Annotated in this window: 11 protein-coding genes; 5 read left to right on the top strand and 6 right to left on the bottom strand. The window is 77.0% G+C overall.

All coding sequences use genetic code 11. The features are described from left to right. Nucleotides 1–261: 261 nt before the first annotated feature. The 3 genes from ACFW1I_RS21595 (at nt 262) to ACFW1I_RS21585 (ending at nt 1,958) form a co-directional block, all read left to right on the top strand. A complete protein-coding gene (locus ACFW1I_RS21595; protein WP_384672325.1) occupies nt 262–654 on the top strand; it encodes an STAS domain-containing protein in 393 nt (130 codons plus the stop codon). A 162-nt stretch (nt 655–816) separates the two neighbouring features. Next, nucleotides 817–1,443, top strand: a complete 627-nt coding sequence (locus ACFW1I_RS21590; RefSeq protein ID WP_384672322.1) for an isochorismatase family protein — start codon at nt 817–819, stop codon at nt 1,441–1,443. Then, complete coding sequence (locus ACFW1I_RS21585; protein ID WP_384672319.1) at nt 1,440–1,958, top strand: GNAT family N-acetyltransferase; 519 nt, start codon at nt 1,440–1,442, stop codon at nt 1,956–1,958. The genes ACFW1I_RS21590 and ACFW1I_RS21585 overlap by 4 nt, the downstream gene beginning before the upstream one ends. Here the strand turns inward: ACFW1I_RS21585 and ACFW1I_RS21580 are convergent. The 6 genes from ACFW1I_RS21580 to ACFW1I_RS21555 all read right to left on the bottom strand — a co-directional run bounded on the left by ACFW1I_RS21580 (nt 1,955) and on the right by ACFW1I_RS21555 (nt 12,108). Continuing rightward, nucleotides 1,955–2,557, bottom strand: a complete 603-nt coding sequence (locus tag ACFW1I_RS21580) for a carboxymuconolactone decarboxylase family protein (protein WP_384672317.1) — start codon at nt 2,555–2,557, stop codon at nt 1,955–1,957. The genes ACFW1I_RS21585 and ACFW1I_RS21580 overlap by 4 nt on opposite strands. A 74-nt stretch (nt 2,558–2,631) precedes the next feature. After that, entirely contained in the window at nt 2,632–3,909 is a 1,278-nt protein-coding gene (locus tag ACFW1I_RS21575) for a cytochrome P450 (RefSeq protein ID WP_384672314.1), read from the bottom strand. After that, nucleotides 3,909–5,576 carry an FAD-dependent monooxygenase gene (locus tag ACFW1I_RS21570; RefSeq protein ID WP_384672311.1) on the bottom strand — a complete coding sequence of 556 codons (1,668 nt, stop codon included), beginning with the start codon at nt 5,574–5,576 and terminating at the stop codon, nt 3,909–3,911. The genes ACFW1I_RS21575 and ACFW1I_RS21570 overlap by 1 nt, the downstream gene beginning before the upstream one ends. Nucleotides 5,577–5,580: 4 nt before the next feature. Beyond that, entirely contained in the window at nt 5,581–8,769 is a 3,189-nt protein-coding gene (locus ACFW1I_RS21565) for a ferritin-like domain-containing protein (RefSeq protein ID WP_384672309.1), read from the bottom strand. Further along, nucleotides 8,766–10,367 (bottom strand): flavin monoamine oxidase family protein, encoded by a 1,602-nt coding sequence (locus ACFW1I_RS21560; protein WP_384672306.1) that lies wholly within the window; start codon nt 10,365–10,367, stop codon nt 8,766–8,768. Before ACFW1I_RS21560 ends, ACFW1I_RS21565 begins: the two co-directional genes overlap by 4 nt. A 91-nt stretch (nt 10,368–10,458) precedes the next feature. Next, complete coding sequence (locus tag ACFW1I_RS21555; RefSeq protein WP_384672304.1) at nt 10,459–12,108, bottom strand: FAD-dependent monooxygenase; 1,650 nt, start codon at nt 12,106–12,108, stop codon at nt 10,459–10,461. A gap of 401 nt (nt 12,109–12,509) precedes the next feature. Between ACFW1I_RS21555 and ACFW1I_RS21550 the strand changes: the two genes are divergently transcribed. Both ACFW1I_RS21550 and ACFW1I_RS21545 read left to right on the top strand, forming a co-directional pair. Continuing rightward, nucleotides 12,510–13,025, top strand: a complete 516-nt coding sequence (locus ACFW1I_RS21550; protein ID WP_384672302.1) for an SSI family serine proteinase inhibitor — start codon at nt 12,510–12,512, stop codon at nt 13,023–13,025. 150 nt (nt 13,026–13,175) lie between these two features. Beyond that, nucleotides 13,176–15,317, top strand: a 2,142-nt coding sequence (locus ACFW1I_RS21545) for a SpoIIE family protein phosphatase (protein ID WP_384672299.1), incomplete at its 3' end; no start/stop codon positions are given.

Below are 15,317 nucleotides of genomic sequence, written 5' to 3'. Positions count from 1 at the left end.
GGGCGGGGTGTGTGGGGGCGCCGCCCCAGCGGTCACCCGGCCGGACGGCCCGCCCCCTCGGGGGAGGGGGCGGGCCGTCCCCGTGCAGCGGGACGGGCGCGCTGCTCGGCGAGCGGCCGGCCGATCCCTCGTACGGCCGTCCGACAAACCTTTGGACGCACATTCACTGGATCAGGTGACTGAGGCCGAGGCGAAACGTCCCTCCCGCCATGGCTCCGGCCACGCTCGACCTGACACTGGACCCACCCTGGGGAGCGTCCGATGCAGCTGATCCCCCGTCACGACCCGCACCTCGCCGTCCGCTCGGCCGGTGCACTGACCGTCGCCGTCCTCAGCGGCGAACTGGACCTCGTCCTCGTCCGCCACCTGCGGCCCGAACTCGACGCCCTCGTCCGCGAGGCCGACGCGCTCGCCGTCGACATCCGTCCGCTCGCCTTCTGCGACGCCACCGGCCTCGGCCTGCTCGCCCACTGCGCCCGGAGCGCTCGGGAGCGCGGGGCGCACTGGCAGCTCGTCTGCGACCAGCCGTGGATCCTCCGCCTGGTCCGGCTCACCGGCCTCGACGACCTGCTGCGCCCCGAGCCCGCGCTGCGCCCGCTGCCCGCGCCGCCGCTGCTCTCCGGTCCGCGCGCGCGGGCGGAGCACCCCGTCTGACGCCCGACGTGGCTCATCGGGGAGGGGAGGCGACCCTTCGGGCTGGCTCGCCGACCCCTCCTTCGTGCCGGTCGAGGTCCGCGGACGGGGCACGGGCCTACGTTCGGCGCCCCGCCGGAAACCCCGTGGAACCGTCGGGTGCGGGCGCGTGATGATGCCCGGATGACCGCGCAGACCCTCCCGCCCGTCGACACCCTCATCGTCGTCGACGTCCAGTCCGCCTTCGTCACCGGCGACACCGCCGTGCCCGACGCCGCACGCCTCGTCGACCGCACCGCCGCGCTGCTCGCCCGCGCCCGTGCCGCCGGCGCGCTCGTCGTCCACCTCCAGAACGACGGGCCGCCGGGCGCGGAGGACGAGCCGCACACCCCCGGCTGGGAGTTGCACCACCCGGTGGTGCCCGGCCCGGCCGAGGCCGTGGTCCGCAAGCCGTACGACGACGGCTTCGAGGAGACCGGACTCGGCGCCCTGCTGGCCGGGCACGGCAGCCGGGCGGTCGCCGTCTGCGGGGTGATGTCGGAGATGTGCGTCCAGGCCACCGCCCGCACGGCGCTGGACCTCGGCTACCGGGTCGTGGTCCCGTACGACGCCCACGCCACCCAGGACTGCCCGGCCGTCCCCGGCGTCGCCGACGCCGTGCCCGCGGCGGTGGTCTCCCGCGTCGCCGCCTACGCCCTCGGCTCCGACGCCGAGGTGACCGCCCCGGCCGCCGCCGTCGCCTTCACCGCGCCGATCGCACCGACGGCACCGACGGCACCGGCGGGCGGGGTGCGAGGATCGGGCGCATGACCGCACTCCGTCACCGCCCGGCCGGCGAGGCCGACCTCGCCACCCTCGTACGGCTCCGCGACGACGCGGCCCGCTGGATGCTCTCCCGGGGCATCACCGGCCAGTGGCGCCCCGGCGAACTGGACGAGGACCACTTCCGCCGGATCATGGGGCGCGGCGAGGTCTGGCTCGCGGAGACCGGCGGGCGGGTCGCGGGCGCCTGGGAGCTGTGGTGGGAGGACGAGGCCGCCTGGGGGCCGCAGCCGCCCGTCGCCGGATACGTCCACCGGCTCATGGTGGACCGGACGGCCCCGCCCGGGACCGGACGGCTGCTGCTGGCCGCGGCGGAGCAGCGCGCGGCCGAGGCGGGCCGGACCCGCCTGCGGCTGGACTGCCTGACGACCAACGCGAAGCTCACCGCCTACTACGAGCGGGCCGGTTACCGCGCGGTCGGCCGCAAGGACGGCAAGCCGCAGCCCGGCGGCCCGCCGAAGTCCTTCACGCTGATGGAGAAGGAGCTGCGGCCGCCGGTCTAGCCCTCCGCCGCCCCGCCCTCCGATGACCCGTCCTCCGCCGCCCCGTCCTCCTCGGCGGCGTCCGGCTGGATGCCGGCGAGGAGGTTGAAGGCGCCCGTGAGCAGGTTGAGGCTGACGACCCCGACCACCTCGGCGACGACCCGGTCGCTCCAGCCGTGGGCCCGCACCTCGGCGACGTCCGCGTCGCCGAGCGCACTCGGTTCGGCGAGGACCTTGAGGGCGAGGCCGATGAGGGCGGCCTCGCGCGGATCGGTGGAGGTGCCCTGCCGGGCCAGCGCGATGTCCGACTCGCTCAGTCCGGCCGCCCGGCCCGCGGCCTCGTGCGCCTCGCGGCAGGTGCCGCAGCCGATCCACTCCTGGACCGCGAGCGACAGCTTCTCGCTCAGCGCGCGCGGGATCTTCACCCGCTTCATGGCCCGCGAGAGGCTGAGGTAACCCTCGATCAGTGCGGGCGAGTTGGCCATCGTGGACACCATCTCGCCAGCCGAGCCGTGCCGTTCGACGATGTCCGCGAGCAGTTCCCGGGCCCGGCCCTGGGCCCGGTCGGGGGTGAGCGCCGGCAGTCGGCGGGTGGTGGCGCTGGTCGTGGTCGTGGTCATGGCTCCTCCTCGTCATACCCGTGGGGGGTATAACGCGGGGCGGGTGGAGATCGTTCCCGCCCCTTCGGCGTCCGTCACGCGGCCCGCGCGTCCCGGGCCCGCAGCACCAGCCGGGTCGGGCCGTGGAAGACCCAGTCCGGGGCGTACTCCACCTCGACGAGCGGGCGGGCGTCCGGCCGGAGCAGCGGCAACCGGTCGAGCAGCACCGCCAGTCCGGTCTCCGCCTCCAGCCGGGCGAGCGCCGCGCCCGCGCAGTAGTGGGCGCCGAGCCCGAAGGCGCAGTGCCGGCCGGTGGTGCGCCGGACGTCGAGGACGTCCGGGTCGGCGAAGCGCGCCGGGTCCCGGTGGGCGGAGCCGAGCACCGCCACCAGCCGGTCGCCGCGCCGGATCCGCCGTCCGGCGAGCTCCGTCTCCCGCCACGCCCAGCGGGTCACCATCTGGACCGGCGGGTCGAAGCGCAGGAACTCGTCCACCGCGCCCGGCAGGAGCCCCGGCTCGGCCCGGAGGTCGGCCGCCGTCCCGGGCCGCGCGAGGAGGGCCAGGACCGCCTTCCCGAGCAGCCCGGTCGTCGTCTCGTGCCCCGCCGTCAGCAGATGGACGCAGGTGGCCGCGAGGACGCCCGTGGTGAGCGAGGGGTCCTCGCGCGCGGCCCCGGAGAGGGCTCCCATCAGGTCGTACGGCGCCCCGCCGGCGGCCTGCCGGGCCCTCAGCTCCGCCGTGAAGTACCGCTCCAGCTCCCCGGCCGCCAGGTCGGCGCGGGCCAGCCCGGCCGGCGAGCGGTCGCCGCGCGTGCCGCCCGCCTCCTGGAGCGCCAGCGCCCGCTCCCGGAACCACGGCCACAGCCCCGGCTCCACCCCGAGCACCCGGGCGATGACGAGCAGCGGGAACGGCGCCGCGAACCCCTGGACCAGATCGACGGGGGACCGCGTGGCGAGCGGGTCGGCCAGCTGCTCCGCGATCGCCCGCACGGCGGGCCGCAGCCCGGCCACGGCCCCCGTCCCGAGCGGCGGCCCCACCCGGGCCCGCAGCCTGGTGTGGAGCGGCGGATCGAGGAAGACCAGCCAGTTCTCGACGACCCTCCGCAGGGTCTCGTACCCCTCCGGGACGGGCGCCGCGCGCCCGTCCAGCGGTGACCGGCGCCGGTACCCGCGCTCCGCCAGCACCCGGGCCGCCTCCGCGTACCGGAAGAGGTACCACGTGGTGGACCCGGACCCGGACCCGGACCTGGGCCCGCCGCCGGACGGCCGTACCGCGTGGACGGGGTCCCGCTCCCGGTAGCGGCGGTAGACGGGGTACGGATCGGCCAGGTCCAGCCGCCCGGGGTCGAACGGCGGCAGCTCGTCCGCGCCCATCACCCACCCCCTCCCGCTCCGGCCCCGCGCACCAGGTCCGCGAGCCCGCCGGGATCGGCGGGCGGCCGGTCTCCCCGCCAGGCCACATGGCCGTCCGGGCGGACCAGCACGTACGGGTGGCCGTACCGCCGCGCCACCGCGCCGCCGGGCGGCGGCTCCCACACCCGCAACGGCGTCCGCCGCTCGGCGAAGGCCCGTTCCAGCCCCTCCGGGCTGTCCGGTCCCAGCCGCAACAGGACGAACGCGGGGCCGAACAGGTCGAGCGTGGACCGACCGGGCGCCAGCCACGCGTGCGGCGCCCGCCCGCCCGGCACGGCCGCCCGGTGCCACACCGGCTCGTCGGCGCCGTCCGGGCCGCCGGGCGCGGCGACGGTTCCGGCGCGCACGTCCTCCGCGATCACCGGCGACCGGTACCGGTGCGCGAAGTGGGCGTCGGGCGCGTCGAACTCCCGCGCCGGGTCCGAGGCGGCGATCTGGCGCCCGAGCGCGGCGCGGGCCTCCGCGCCGCGCGGCGAGTCCTCCAGGAGCGTCGGCGCGAGCCCCCGGTCCAGGGTGCGGCGCAGATTGCGGTGGCTCTCCTCCAGGCCGGCCACGGCGACCGGGCGCCGCTCGGTCTCGTAGGAGTCGAGCAGGTCCGGCCCCGCCCAGCCGGCCAGTTCGGCGGCGAGCTTCCAGCCGAGGTCGGCCGCGTCGCCGATCCCGGTGGCGAGACCGAAGCCGCCCGAGGGGGACAGGGTGTGGGCGGCGTCGCCGGCCAGCAGCACCCGGCCGTCCCGGTAGCGGGCGGCGACCCGGTGGGTGAGGTGCCACTCGGTGTCCGACAGGACCTCCACCGGCACGTCCACGGCGAGCGCCCGCCGGACCACCCGCAGCGCGTCGGCCGGCCCCGGCGGGCAGGTCAGCCGGTACAGGTCGAGGCCGTCCATGGCGCGCAACGGATAGCGCAGCCCGCCCGGTTCGGTGACGAAGTGCACGAGCGCCGCCCGCCCGCCGAGGCGGTCGGCGAGGCCCGGCGCCCGGAAGAGGACGTTCCGCAGGGTGCGGGTGGCGTGCCGCTCCGGCGCCGCGATCCCGCACGCCTTCCGGACCGGCGAGGCCGCCCCGTCGCAGCCCACCAGATACCGGGCGCGCAGCACCGTCCGTAGCCCCGCCGCGTCCCGCAGCGAGGCCCGCACCCCGTCGGGCGTCCGGGCGAAGCCGGTCAGCCGGGTGCCGAGCCGCACCGGGCCCTCGGGCCGTACGCCGAGCCGCCGCGTCAGCAACGGCACGAGCCAGTGCTGGGGGCAGATCGCCTCCGGCTCGGGGGTGTACGCGGGCGGGGGCCGGCGCGCGGCGGTCCCGAACCGCAGCCGGTGCAGCTCGTGCCCGCCGACCGCCGTCACCCAGGCGATGTCCAGGGTGTGCCCGGGCGGCCAGCCCGCGTCCCGGATCGCGTCCGCCACGCCCCAGCGTCGGAACAGCTCCATCGCCCTCGGCCCCACCGTGGACACCTTGGGGTGGGTGATCCGTCCGTCCCCGGCCTCCACCAGCGCGAAGTCCACCCCGCGCCGGGCCAGATCGAGGCCCAGCGCGAGCCCCACCGGTCCGCCGCCCACGATCAGGACGTCCGTCTCCTCCTCCGGCCCGTCCGCTCCCGCGCGGACGGCGTCCTCCGTCACCACCGCCATCGGCTCAACTCCTCCCCTCCGCCGCGAAGTACTCCGCGTACCAGGCCATCAGCTCCGGCACCCGGTCCGGGACGCCCGGGCACTCCCGGGCCATCGCCGCCAGATGCCGGAACCGCATGGCGAAACCGCGCCGGGCCACGTCGGGCCGGGCGATGTGCACCGGTGGTTCCTCCAGCTCGAAGGAGGGCCCCGCCGTCCGCCCCCGCCAGCCCGAGTCGAGCGTGACGAGGAGTTCGGCGAGCGGCCGCATCATCCCGGTCATCACGTCGATCGAGGCGTTCATCAGCCGCGAGCGGCGCAGGCTCGCGTCCGGGCTCTCCCCGAAGTGCTGCACCATCAGCTGGAGCATCAGGAAATAGCTGCGGTTGAACAGCCGCAGCACCTGCCGGGCGTGCGCGTCGAGCACCGCGGCCCGGCCCGGATGGGCGGGATCGGCCGTCGGGTTCCGCAGCGCGGGATGGGCGGGCTCCCACGGCGCCCCCTGCCCCCGCGGCCCGTCGGCCCGCTCGGTCATGAGGAGTTCGGCGAGCCGCACGAAGGTCTCGTGGTGCGAGGGGCCGCCGTCGGCCGGCGCGTCGAGCACCCCGCCCTCGCCCTGCTCGGTGACGAAGTCGATCGCGAAGAGCGCGCTCGACAGGTCGTCCACCTCCAGCTGGTAGTCCGGGTGGACGGAGTCGACGGCCGCGCCCAGGAAGAGGTGGTGCTCGCCGCCGCCCCGGCCCCGCTCCACCAGGAACAGGTCGGGCACCCGGGTCAGCCCGTCCCGGATCGCCGCGTACAGCTCGCTCGGCGACCCGAACGGCGCCCCCGCCCCGGTGCCCCCCGTCGTCTCCGGCGTGCCGCCCGCGAGCCGCTCCGGCCGCTCGATCGCGATGAACCGCTGGAGACTGCCCAGGTGCAGCGGCTCCAGGGCGAAGTCCAGCGGCAGCGGCAGCCGCCCCGGCGTCCCGAAGTCGATCGCCGGCACGTGGAAGGGCTCGCCCATCGCCATCAGGACGTTGTTGACGACCAGGAAGTGGATCATCTCCTCGCGGGCCACGTCGAGCAGGCTGTCCCGGATGCCCTTCGCCAGCGTCTCCCCGCCGTCGCCGCAGGCCAGCCGGAGCTGCCGGGGCGTCCACACCCCGCTGCGCACGTACGCGAACCCGGTGCCGTGCGTCGGGACCGTGTAGGCCGCGTAGAGGTACTGGAGCGAGGTCGCCAGCTCCACCGTGACCGCCTGCCACAGCGCGGCGCGCAACTGGGCCCGGGTGGTGATGCGCGGCTCCGCCGCACGGCGCGGCGCCGGGGCCGCCGGAGCGTGCGGGAGCGCGCCGGCCGCGCTCAGGGAGCGCAGGTACTGCAGCAGGAGCCGGGCCTTGGGCAGGGTCAGGTCCCGGGTCGGCGGCATGTAGTAGGTGCGGTCCTTGTTCGCCGGATCGCACATCTGCCACACCAGCTTCGCGTACGTCTCCACCTTGCAGCGGTCCGCCAGGCTGAACACCTCGTCCCGCATGAACGGGAACAACTGCTCGTAGTACGCGAACACCTCGCGGTGCAGCAGCTCGAAGCCGACCTCGGACGGCAGGACCGCGTCCAGGTGCCAGTCGTCGGGCAGCACCCGCACGGCGGCCGTCCCCGCCCACGCCCAGAAGCCGAGCGCGTCGTCGTGGTCGTAGCAGCGGGCCGCCGAGCCGGGCGCCGCCGCGTCGACGGGCGGAAGGTCCTCCGGCCCGGTCGCGAGGAGCAGCCGCGCGGTGCCCGCCCGCGCCCCGGAGACGGTGAACCAGCCGTGCCCCTCCGCGTCCGTGACCACCCGGCAGCCGGCCCCGACCGCCCCCGCCCCGGACGCCTCGCGGTCACCCGCCCGCCCGGCCCGCAGCCGTACGACCTCGACGTCCCCGGTCCGCGCGAGCGGCCCCGACGCCGCCGGATCCAGCGGCAGGGCGCGCGGGTTCGGGTACTGGCGGACCTCCACCGCCGCGCACGGCCCCGGCCGCCCGCGCAGGAAGCTCCGCACCGGCACCTCGACGGCGTGCTCGTCGCCCCGCTCGGCGTCCGGATGCTCCAGGATCAGCGCCGCCTCGTCGGTGAGCACCACGGCCTCCCGCTCCCGCAGCAGGACCCGCTCCGACCCCGGCCGCACCACCACCAGCCCCTCCTCCCCGGCCCGCCGCACCGCCTCCTCCGACGCCACCGGCACGGTCGCCACCGCCCCGCCCCGGAACTCCGCCGGCAGCACCGCGACCGTCAGACCCGACTCCGCCGTCCGCACCTCCAGCGGGCCCCCGCCATCACCGCCGTCCGAACCCCCGCGCGCGTACGGCTCGTTGACCACCAGCCCTGCCGGGCCGAGCCGCACCGTGCACGGCCCCGGTCCGTCCGGGCCGCCGCCGTCCGCCCCGTACGGGACGAGCAGCCGGCCCGCCGGATGGCTGCGCGGCTCCCCGGGGCTCCAGGGCGCCACGACCCCCGCCAGCCGCCACCGCCCCGGCGCGTCCCCGGCGTCCGCCGCGCCCTTCGGGTCCTCTGCGTCCGGCAGGGCCTCCAGGGTGAACTGCACGAGCAGCGCCCCGCCGTCCCGCTCCGCCACGGCCGCGCGCAGCGCCCGCACGGCGGGGGAGTCCACCGCCCCGGCCGGCCAGTCCAGCCCCTCGTCCGCCCCGGCCACGCACTGGTGGAGCGAGCGCGCCACCGGCCGCAAGCCCTGCCAGCGCGGCGGCATGAAGCCGCGCAGACCGCCCAGGCAGAGATAGCCGGCGTCGTGCGACCTGCCCTCCCGACCGAACGCGAAGCGGCCGCCCATCAGCGTCGTCGTCCACGCGGACGCCGGATCGACGTCGAAGACCCGCGCCCGGTTCACCGTGGTGCCCAGATAGGGGTTGTGATGGCCCCACAGGTCCACCGACCGGCCCACCAGCGGATCCGACCGGTCCACCCGCCCCGCGGTCCGCTCCACCCCGGTGACCCGGGCCTCCCACACCAGATGCCCGTTCCCCGAGAAGTGCCCGCCGCGCGCCGCCCGCTCCGCCAGGTGCGCGTGGTAGTCCGCTGCCGGGCCCGCCACCCCGAACGGCACCGCCGGGGCCTCCCCGTCGCCGCCGCGCAGCGCCGTGTTCGTCGCCAGGTCCACCAGGCCGGACCGGGGGCCGGTGGGCAGCCGGGTCAGGGCCGTACCGGCGAAGTACACCCGGGGCAGGTCGAAGACGCTCATGCCGCCTCCAGCCCGGCCGGCACCGCCGCGCCCCACGCCCCGCCCCGTGCGGGCCCGTCGCGCCGCCGTTCCTCCCGGGCGATCAGCTCCACCGCCTCCAGGGCCGACTCCACCGCCCCCTCGATCCAGGCCGGTTCGGTCGCGCAGTGCTCCCCGGCGAAGAACATCCGGCCCTGCGGGCGCAGCGCCCGCAGCCGCTGCTCCTCCCGGCCCGCCGGGTCCGCGCCCCAGCGGATGGTGCAGCCGCCGCGCGTCCACGGATGGTCGCCCCAGGCCAGGCTGGCGACCCCGCGCACCATCCCGCGCCGCAGCAGCTGCGGATGCATCCGGCCCAGCTCCTCGACGACGGCCCGGTGCCGGTCGGGCGTCGGCATCCCGCCGAGCACGTCGGCGTCCTCGCCGATCGTGTAACTGGCCAGCAGCGCCGCGCCCAGCGCCGGATCCCCGGCACCGTCGCCGCCCGCCGGGTCGGGGGTCGGGTAGTACGTCTGTCGGATCCGGCCGCCGCTGAAGGAGGCGCCGCCCCGGATGCCCTCCCGCTCCCAGAACGGCTCCCGGCAGTGCACGGCGACCTTGGTGGCCGGGCAGTAGACGACCTCGCGGACGACGTCGAGCTTGTCCGCGTCGAAGCCCGCCAGCGGCAGGGACCGCAGCACCGAGAACGGCACGGTGCACAGCACGTAGTCGCAGCGGCGGACCCGCGCCGCCGCCGCGCCGCCGAGCCGCACGCGCACGTGGTCGGCGGCCACCTCGAAGCCGGTCGCCCGCTGGCCGAGCCAGATCGGCCCCCGGATCCGGGCGGCCAGCCGCTGCACCAGCTGGTCCATGCCGCAGGCGAGCCGGACCAGCCGGGGACTCGTCTCGGTCAGGATGTCGTCGAGGAAGCCGTCGAGCCGGCTGCCGCAGCCGGCCCGGATCCCGGGGTGGGCCGCGAACAGGCCGTGCACGTCGATCCGGTCCTTGCCGCCGCCCCGCAGATGGGGCGTCAGATCGATCTCGTCCACCAGGCCGAGCAGCCGCCCGCCCAGATCGGCGCGGAGCCCGTCCCGCAGCGCGGGCGGGGCGACGGCGTCGACGACCGCCGCCAGCCAGGCGCCGAACACGACCGTCTCCTCCCGGAACCCGGCGAGACCCAGCGAGGACCGCACCTCGGACACCAGGGCGCGCGGCGCGTCCCGCAGCCGGACGTGCCCGCCGCCGGTGGCCAGGAAGGCGTTCTCCTCCGAGAGGAGCGTGCGGAACGGCCGCAGCTGGTCCGCGAGCCCGAGGTGGGCGACGTACCCCATCGTCCGGTGGTGCGCGGTCGGGACCCGCATCGCGCCCAGCTCCACGAACGGGGCGCCCTCCTGCGCCCCGAAGCGGTGGGTGTGCACCCGCCCGCCGAGCCGCAGGCTGCCTTCGAGCACCTCGACCCGGAAGCCGAGCCGCTCCAGCTCGTAGGCGGCGACGAGCCCGGCCATCCCGGCCCCCACCACGGTCACGGTGCCGCCCGGACGCGGACGGCGGCGCCCGGACGGCACGGGCGGCGGCGGGGAGGGAGGGACGGGCGGGCGGGACTCCGGGTGCCACGGGGTGGCGGAGACAGGGCTGGTGGGCATCAGGATCCGACTCCCGATCGGTTCGGTGCGCGGTCTGGGACGAGAGGGACGGGCGGGCGCCGGCCGTGGCCGGCACCGGGGTGACGGGCGCTCAGGGGCGCGCGGCGGCTCTCGTCCCCGCGCCGAGCGTCGCCAGGTACTCCCGCAGCCGGTCGACGCGGCCCAGCGGGGCCACGAGCCCCACGTACCCGTCCGGCCGCACGAGCCGCAGCTCCGCCGGATCCCCGAGGGCGGCGCCGGCCGCCCGGTCGGCGGGCGTCACGGGCAGCAGCCGTACGGGGACGGGCACGCAGGCGCAGGCCGCGCGCAGGGCCCCGAGGGTGACGGCGTCGCCCCGGGCGGCGTGCAGCACCAGCGTCCAGGTCCCGTACGCGAGCAGCCGGTGCAGCCGCACGGCCTCCCCGGGGCGTCCCGCGCCGGGACCGGGCTCCGTCGGGACCACCGAGGCGTCCGGCATCCGGTCGCCGGCCCGCGCGCCGGAGTCCCGCCCGGGCCCGGGCGCGTGCACCGAGAGCGGGCTGTCGCGGTGGTGGCGCCGCAGATCGCTCAGCCGCAGGTCGAGCCGGCGCTGGAAGCCGGTCCTGGCCAGCGCGGCGGGCACCGTCGCGGTGAAGGCCCGGTGCCCGAGCGGCGGCAGCGGCAGCTCCATGAAGTTGAACCGCATCTCCCGGATGTACCGCAGCGCCAGCAGCCGCTGTTCCGCGTCGTACGTGTCGAGCAGCGCGGCCCCGGCCTCGCCCCGGTGCACGGCCGCGAGCTTCCAGGCGAGGTTGTGGGCGCCGAGGACGCCCACGTTCATGCCGTGGCCGCCGACCGGCGCCCAGGCGTGCGCCGCGTCCCCGGCGAGCAGACCGCGTCCGCTGCGGAGCCGGGCGGCGACCCGGTCGCTGAACCGGGCGCGGTTGAGCCAGCGGGACGGCGCGGGGGCGAGCCGCAGCCCGGGCATGCGGGCGGTCTCGGCGACCAGGTCGCGCAGCTCGTCGAGGGTCGGGGGCGCGCCGAGCGCGGGGTCGGGGTCGTCGCGGAAGCAGAAGAAGCGGTAGCCGCCGTCGGGCAGCGGGAAGACGAGCAGCGCCCTGCGCGGGGCCAGGAAGATGTGCCCGCGGCCCGGCTCCTCGCCCAGCGGCCAGGTGGGCACGGCGTTGCCCTGGACGACCTGGAGGCCGGTGCGGCGGCGGCCCTCGAAGGGGATCCCGAGCCGGTCCCGCACCACGCTGCGGGTGCCCTCGCAGCCCACGATCCACGGCGCGGAGCTTGACTCGACCCGTCCGTCCCGGTGCCGCAGGGTGTACTCGGCCCGGTCGTCGTGCACCTTCACGTCCGTGACCTCGGCGTTCCACTCCACGCGGGTGCCGAGCCGGGCCAGCTCCTCCGTCAGCAGCCGCTCGATGACGTGCTGCTCGACGTTGAGCGGGCGGGCGAAGGCGGAGCGCGCCCAGCCGGTGGTCAGCTCGCCCAGCGGCCGGCCCCGGGCGTGCACGGTCACCGCGCCCAGCTCCACCCCGTGCGCGTCCAGGACCGTGCCGACGCCCAGCGCGTCCAGTGCCTCCCGGGCCCGCGCCCACAGCACCAGCGCCCGGGCCTCCCGCTTCGTCTCGGGCGCCCGGTCGACGACCCGGACCCCGAGGCCGAGCCGGCGCAGCCCGATGGCCAGCGTCAGCCCGACCGGACCGGCCCCCACCACGCAGACGTCGGTGCCGCCGCCGTGCCCGTCCGTCACCCCGCCCCTGCCCCGCTCCACGTGCCACCCCTCCCGTTCGCGTTCCCGTGGACCAGGGTGCGCTCCGGAAGATCACCTTCACCAGGGCGTACGGGAGGGCGCCAGACGCACGCGACCAGCGACGATCACTCCGTGTGCAACCGATGGCCCGTTTACGTGACCACCGGCGGAATCCGGCCGTCCGGCCCTCGCCGGGAACTCCCGGAACCCTTGCGGATCAAGGTCCAGGTCCTTGCCGACCTGCCGGAACCAGCCATTCCGCCACCTCGCGCCGCCCCGCCCGCCTGGTACCGCCCGCGGCGACTTCACGCCGCCGGGACGCCCCCGGCGCGGCGAGTCCTCGCCACCACCGTGAGCACCCCCGCCACCCCGGGCCCCCCGCCCGGCGGTGACCGCCGGTCCCCGCGGATCGTTGACCGGGCATGAACACGCACCTCCCGGCCGCCCTGCTGGCCGCCCTCTTCCTCGCCGCCCCCACGGCCGGAGCCACCGCCTCCGGAGCCACCGCCCCCGCAGCCCCCGCGCCCGGCGCGCCCGCGCCCGGGGCCACGGCCCCCGAGATCACCGCCCCCGGCGCCCCCGACCGTACGGCCGAGCCCGCCGCCACGGCCGTCCGGCTCACCGTCACCGGACCCGCGCCCACCACCACGGCCCTGTCGCCCGACCTCCCCACCGCGGCCGCGCCCGCGGCGCGCACCGTGACGCTCCACTGCGACCCGGCCGGCGGCGACCACCCCCGGGCCGAGGCCGCCTGCGCCGACCTGGACGCCACCCAGGGCCGCGTCGAGCGCGACTCCGACACCGCGTGCACCCTCCTCTACGACCCCGTCGAGGTCCGCGCCGAGGGCGTCTGGCACGGCCGGCCGGTCTCCTTCGCCCGCCAGTACGGCAACACCTGCGAGCTGAACGCCCGCACCGGAGCCGTCTTCGCCTTCTGACGCCCGCCGCGCGCGACCTGCGCCCCGGCCCCGCCCGACCAGCGGTGCGCAGCCGAACGGCTGCGCCGCGCAAGCCCCCCGACGGCACCTCGGCTAGGGTGATTCGGTAGGGATTGCCCCCCGGGGCCAGGCCGATGCGTAGGTCGATGCGTGGACGCTCATCAGTCGTCACCGAGCAGGGTTCCGCAGCCGCCGCGAGCGGCCGTCGGGGACGCGGGCGTGCTCCGGGAACTGCTGCCGATCGCCCTGTGGCGCGAGGACGCCGAGGGGCGGATCGTCGAGTGGTCGCTCGCCGCCCAGGACCTCCTGGGCCACCGCCCAGAGCACGTCCTCGGCCTGCCCGCCACACCCCTCCTGGTGCCGGACGCCAACCGGGAGCTCGCGGACCGGCTCACCCGTCGGGTCCAGGCCGGCGAGACCATGGTCGGCACCCTGCCGGTCCGCCACCGCGACGGGCACACGGTCCCCATGGAGATGTGGATCGTGCCCGCCGCCGACCCCACCGGCCGCCCCGGGGCCATGCTCATCGCCGTGGAGACCTCCGAGGTCCTGCGGATGCGGGAGAACCTCGCCGCGATGGAGAGCCTCTTCACCCAGTCGCCCATAGGGCTCGCCCTGCTCGGTCCGGACCTGCGCTTCCTGCGGGTCAACGACGCCCTCGCCCGGATGAACGGGGTCAGCGCCGCCGAACACGTCGGCCGCCGCCTCACCGAGGTGGTGCCCGGCGTCAACGCGGCCTCGCTGGAGTCCCTGATGCGGCAGGTCCTCGACTCCCGTACGCCCGTCATCGACGCCCGCCGGGTCGGCCGCACCCCCGCCGACCCCGACCGCGACCACATCTGGTCCTGCTCCTACGCGCCCCTCGTCGACCGCGGCACCCGTTTCGGCCAGTCGGGCGCTCCCACGCCCGGCACCGTCACCCCCCGCACCGCCGCCTCCGGCGCGGCCGCCGCCCACGCCGACGGAGTCGCGCACGCCGACGGCGCCGCCGACACCGGGCGGTCCGGGCGCCCGCTCGGGCTCATCGCCTCGCTCGTCGACATCACCGAGAGCCAGGAGGCGCACCTGGAGGTCGAACGGGCCCGGCACCGCTTCGCGCTGCTCTCCGAGGCCGGGGCGCGCATCGGCACCACCCTCGACCTGCGGCAGACCGGCGAGGAGGTCGTCCGCTTCCTCGTCCCGCAGCTCTGCGACTCCGCCGACGTGCAGATGCTGGAGTCCGTCCTGGAGCCCGACGACCCGGCCGCCTCCTCCCGGGGCGTGCTGCGCCGGATCGCCGCCGTCTTCCCCGAACCGGTGCCGCCGAGCCCGCTCCTCGGCCCCGGCCAGACCTTCCAGCTGCCCGCCGGATCCGCGTACGAGCGGCTCGTCCTCGACGGCCGGCCCACCTTCCTCACCGACGAGGACATCCCGGTCCTCTTCCCCGGCAAGGCCGCCGAGTCGCTGCGCACCTACCTGTCGACCCGCTTCGGCTCCGCCCGGACCGTCCCGCTCGTCGCCCGCGGCCAGGTCCTCGGCGCCGTCACCGTCACCCGGCTCAGGAGCCGCGAACCCTTCGACGACCAGGACGCGGTGCTCATCGACGAGGTCGTCGCCCGGGCTGCGCTCAACATCGACAACGCCCGGCTCTACACCACCCAGCGCGCCGCCGCCCTCGCGCTCCAGCGCAGCCTCACCAACAGCGCCCTGCCCGCCGTCACCGGCCTCGAACTCACCGGCCGCTACCTGCCCGCCAGCGCGCACGACGTCGGCGGCGACTGGTTCGACGTGATCGAGCTGCCCGGCGGCCGCACCGGGCTCGTCATAGGCGACGTCATGGGACACGGCATCCACGCCGCCGCCGTCATGGGCCAGCTCCGCACCGCCGTGCGGACCCTGGCCCGCCACGACATCCCGCCCACCGAGATGCTGCGCTCCCTCGACGCGGTCGTCGCCGACCTCGGCGAGGACACCATGGCCACCTGCCTGTACGCCGTGCACGCCCCGGCCACCGGCACCTGGACGATCGCCCGCGCCGGCCACCTGCCCCCCGCCGTGGTCACCCCCGAAGGGGCGGTCTCCTTCCTCCAGGGACCGCCCGGCACCCCGCTCGGCACCGGCGCGCACGACTTCGGAACCGAGGAACTCCCGCTGATTCCCGGTGGGTTGCTCGTGCTGTACACCGACGGGCTGATCGAGGCCCGGGACCGGGACCTCGACGAGGGGATGCGCCAGCTCGGCCTCGCTCTCGGCCGGGCCGACGGCCCGCTGGAGGAGGTCTGCGACGGGGTCCTGGGCCGGCTCCTCGTGGAC

It is taken from the genome of Streptomyces sp. NPDC058955 (assembly GCF_042741435.1).
GTDB lineage: Bacteria > Actinomycetota > Actinomycetes > Streptomycetales > Streptomycetaceae > Streptomyces.
The sequence above is the reverse complement of the archived record's forward strand: the minus strand, read 5'-3'. Positions and strand labels throughout refer to the sequence as shown.

Excerpts from the sequence above, each read along its gene's own strand:
- ACFW1I_RS21595 (WP_384672325.1), top strand. The coding sequence starts at position 262 with ATGCAGCTGATCCCCCGTCACGACCCGCACCTCGCCGTCCGCTCGGCC.
- ACFW1I_RS21590 (WP_384672322.1), top strand. The coding sequence starts at position 817 with ATGACCGCGCAGACCCTCCCGCCCGTCGACACCCTCATCGTCGTCGAC.
- ACFW1I_RS21585 (WP_384672319.1), top strand. The coding sequence starts at position 1,440 with ATGACCGCACTCCGTCACCGCCCGGCCGGCGAGGCCGACCTCGCCACC.
- ACFW1I_RS21580 (WP_384672317.1), bottom strand. The coding sequence starts at position 2,557 with ATGACCACGACCACGACCAGCGCCACCACCCGCCGACTGCCGGCGCTC.
- ACFW1I_RS21575 (WP_384672314.1), bottom strand. The coding sequence starts at position 3,909 with ATGGGCGCGGACGAGCTGCCGCCGTTCGACCCCGGGCGGCTGGACCTG.
- ACFW1I_RS21570 (WP_384672311.1), bottom strand. The coding sequence starts at position 5,576 with ATGGCGGTGGTGACGGAGGACGCCGTCCGCGCGGGAGCGGACGGGCCG.
- ACFW1I_RS21565 (WP_384672309.1), bottom strand. The coding sequence starts at position 8,769 with ATGAGCGTCTTCGACCTGCCCCGGGTGTACTTCGCCGGTACGGCCCTG.
- ACFW1I_RS21560 (WP_384672306.1), bottom strand. The coding sequence starts at position 10,367 with ATGCCCACCAGCCCTGTCTCCGCCACCCCGTGGCACCCGGAGTCCCGC.
- ACFW1I_RS21550 (WP_384672302.1), top strand. The coding sequence starts at position 12,510 with ATGAACACGCACCTCCCGGCCGCCCTGCTGGCCGCCCTCTTCCTCGCC.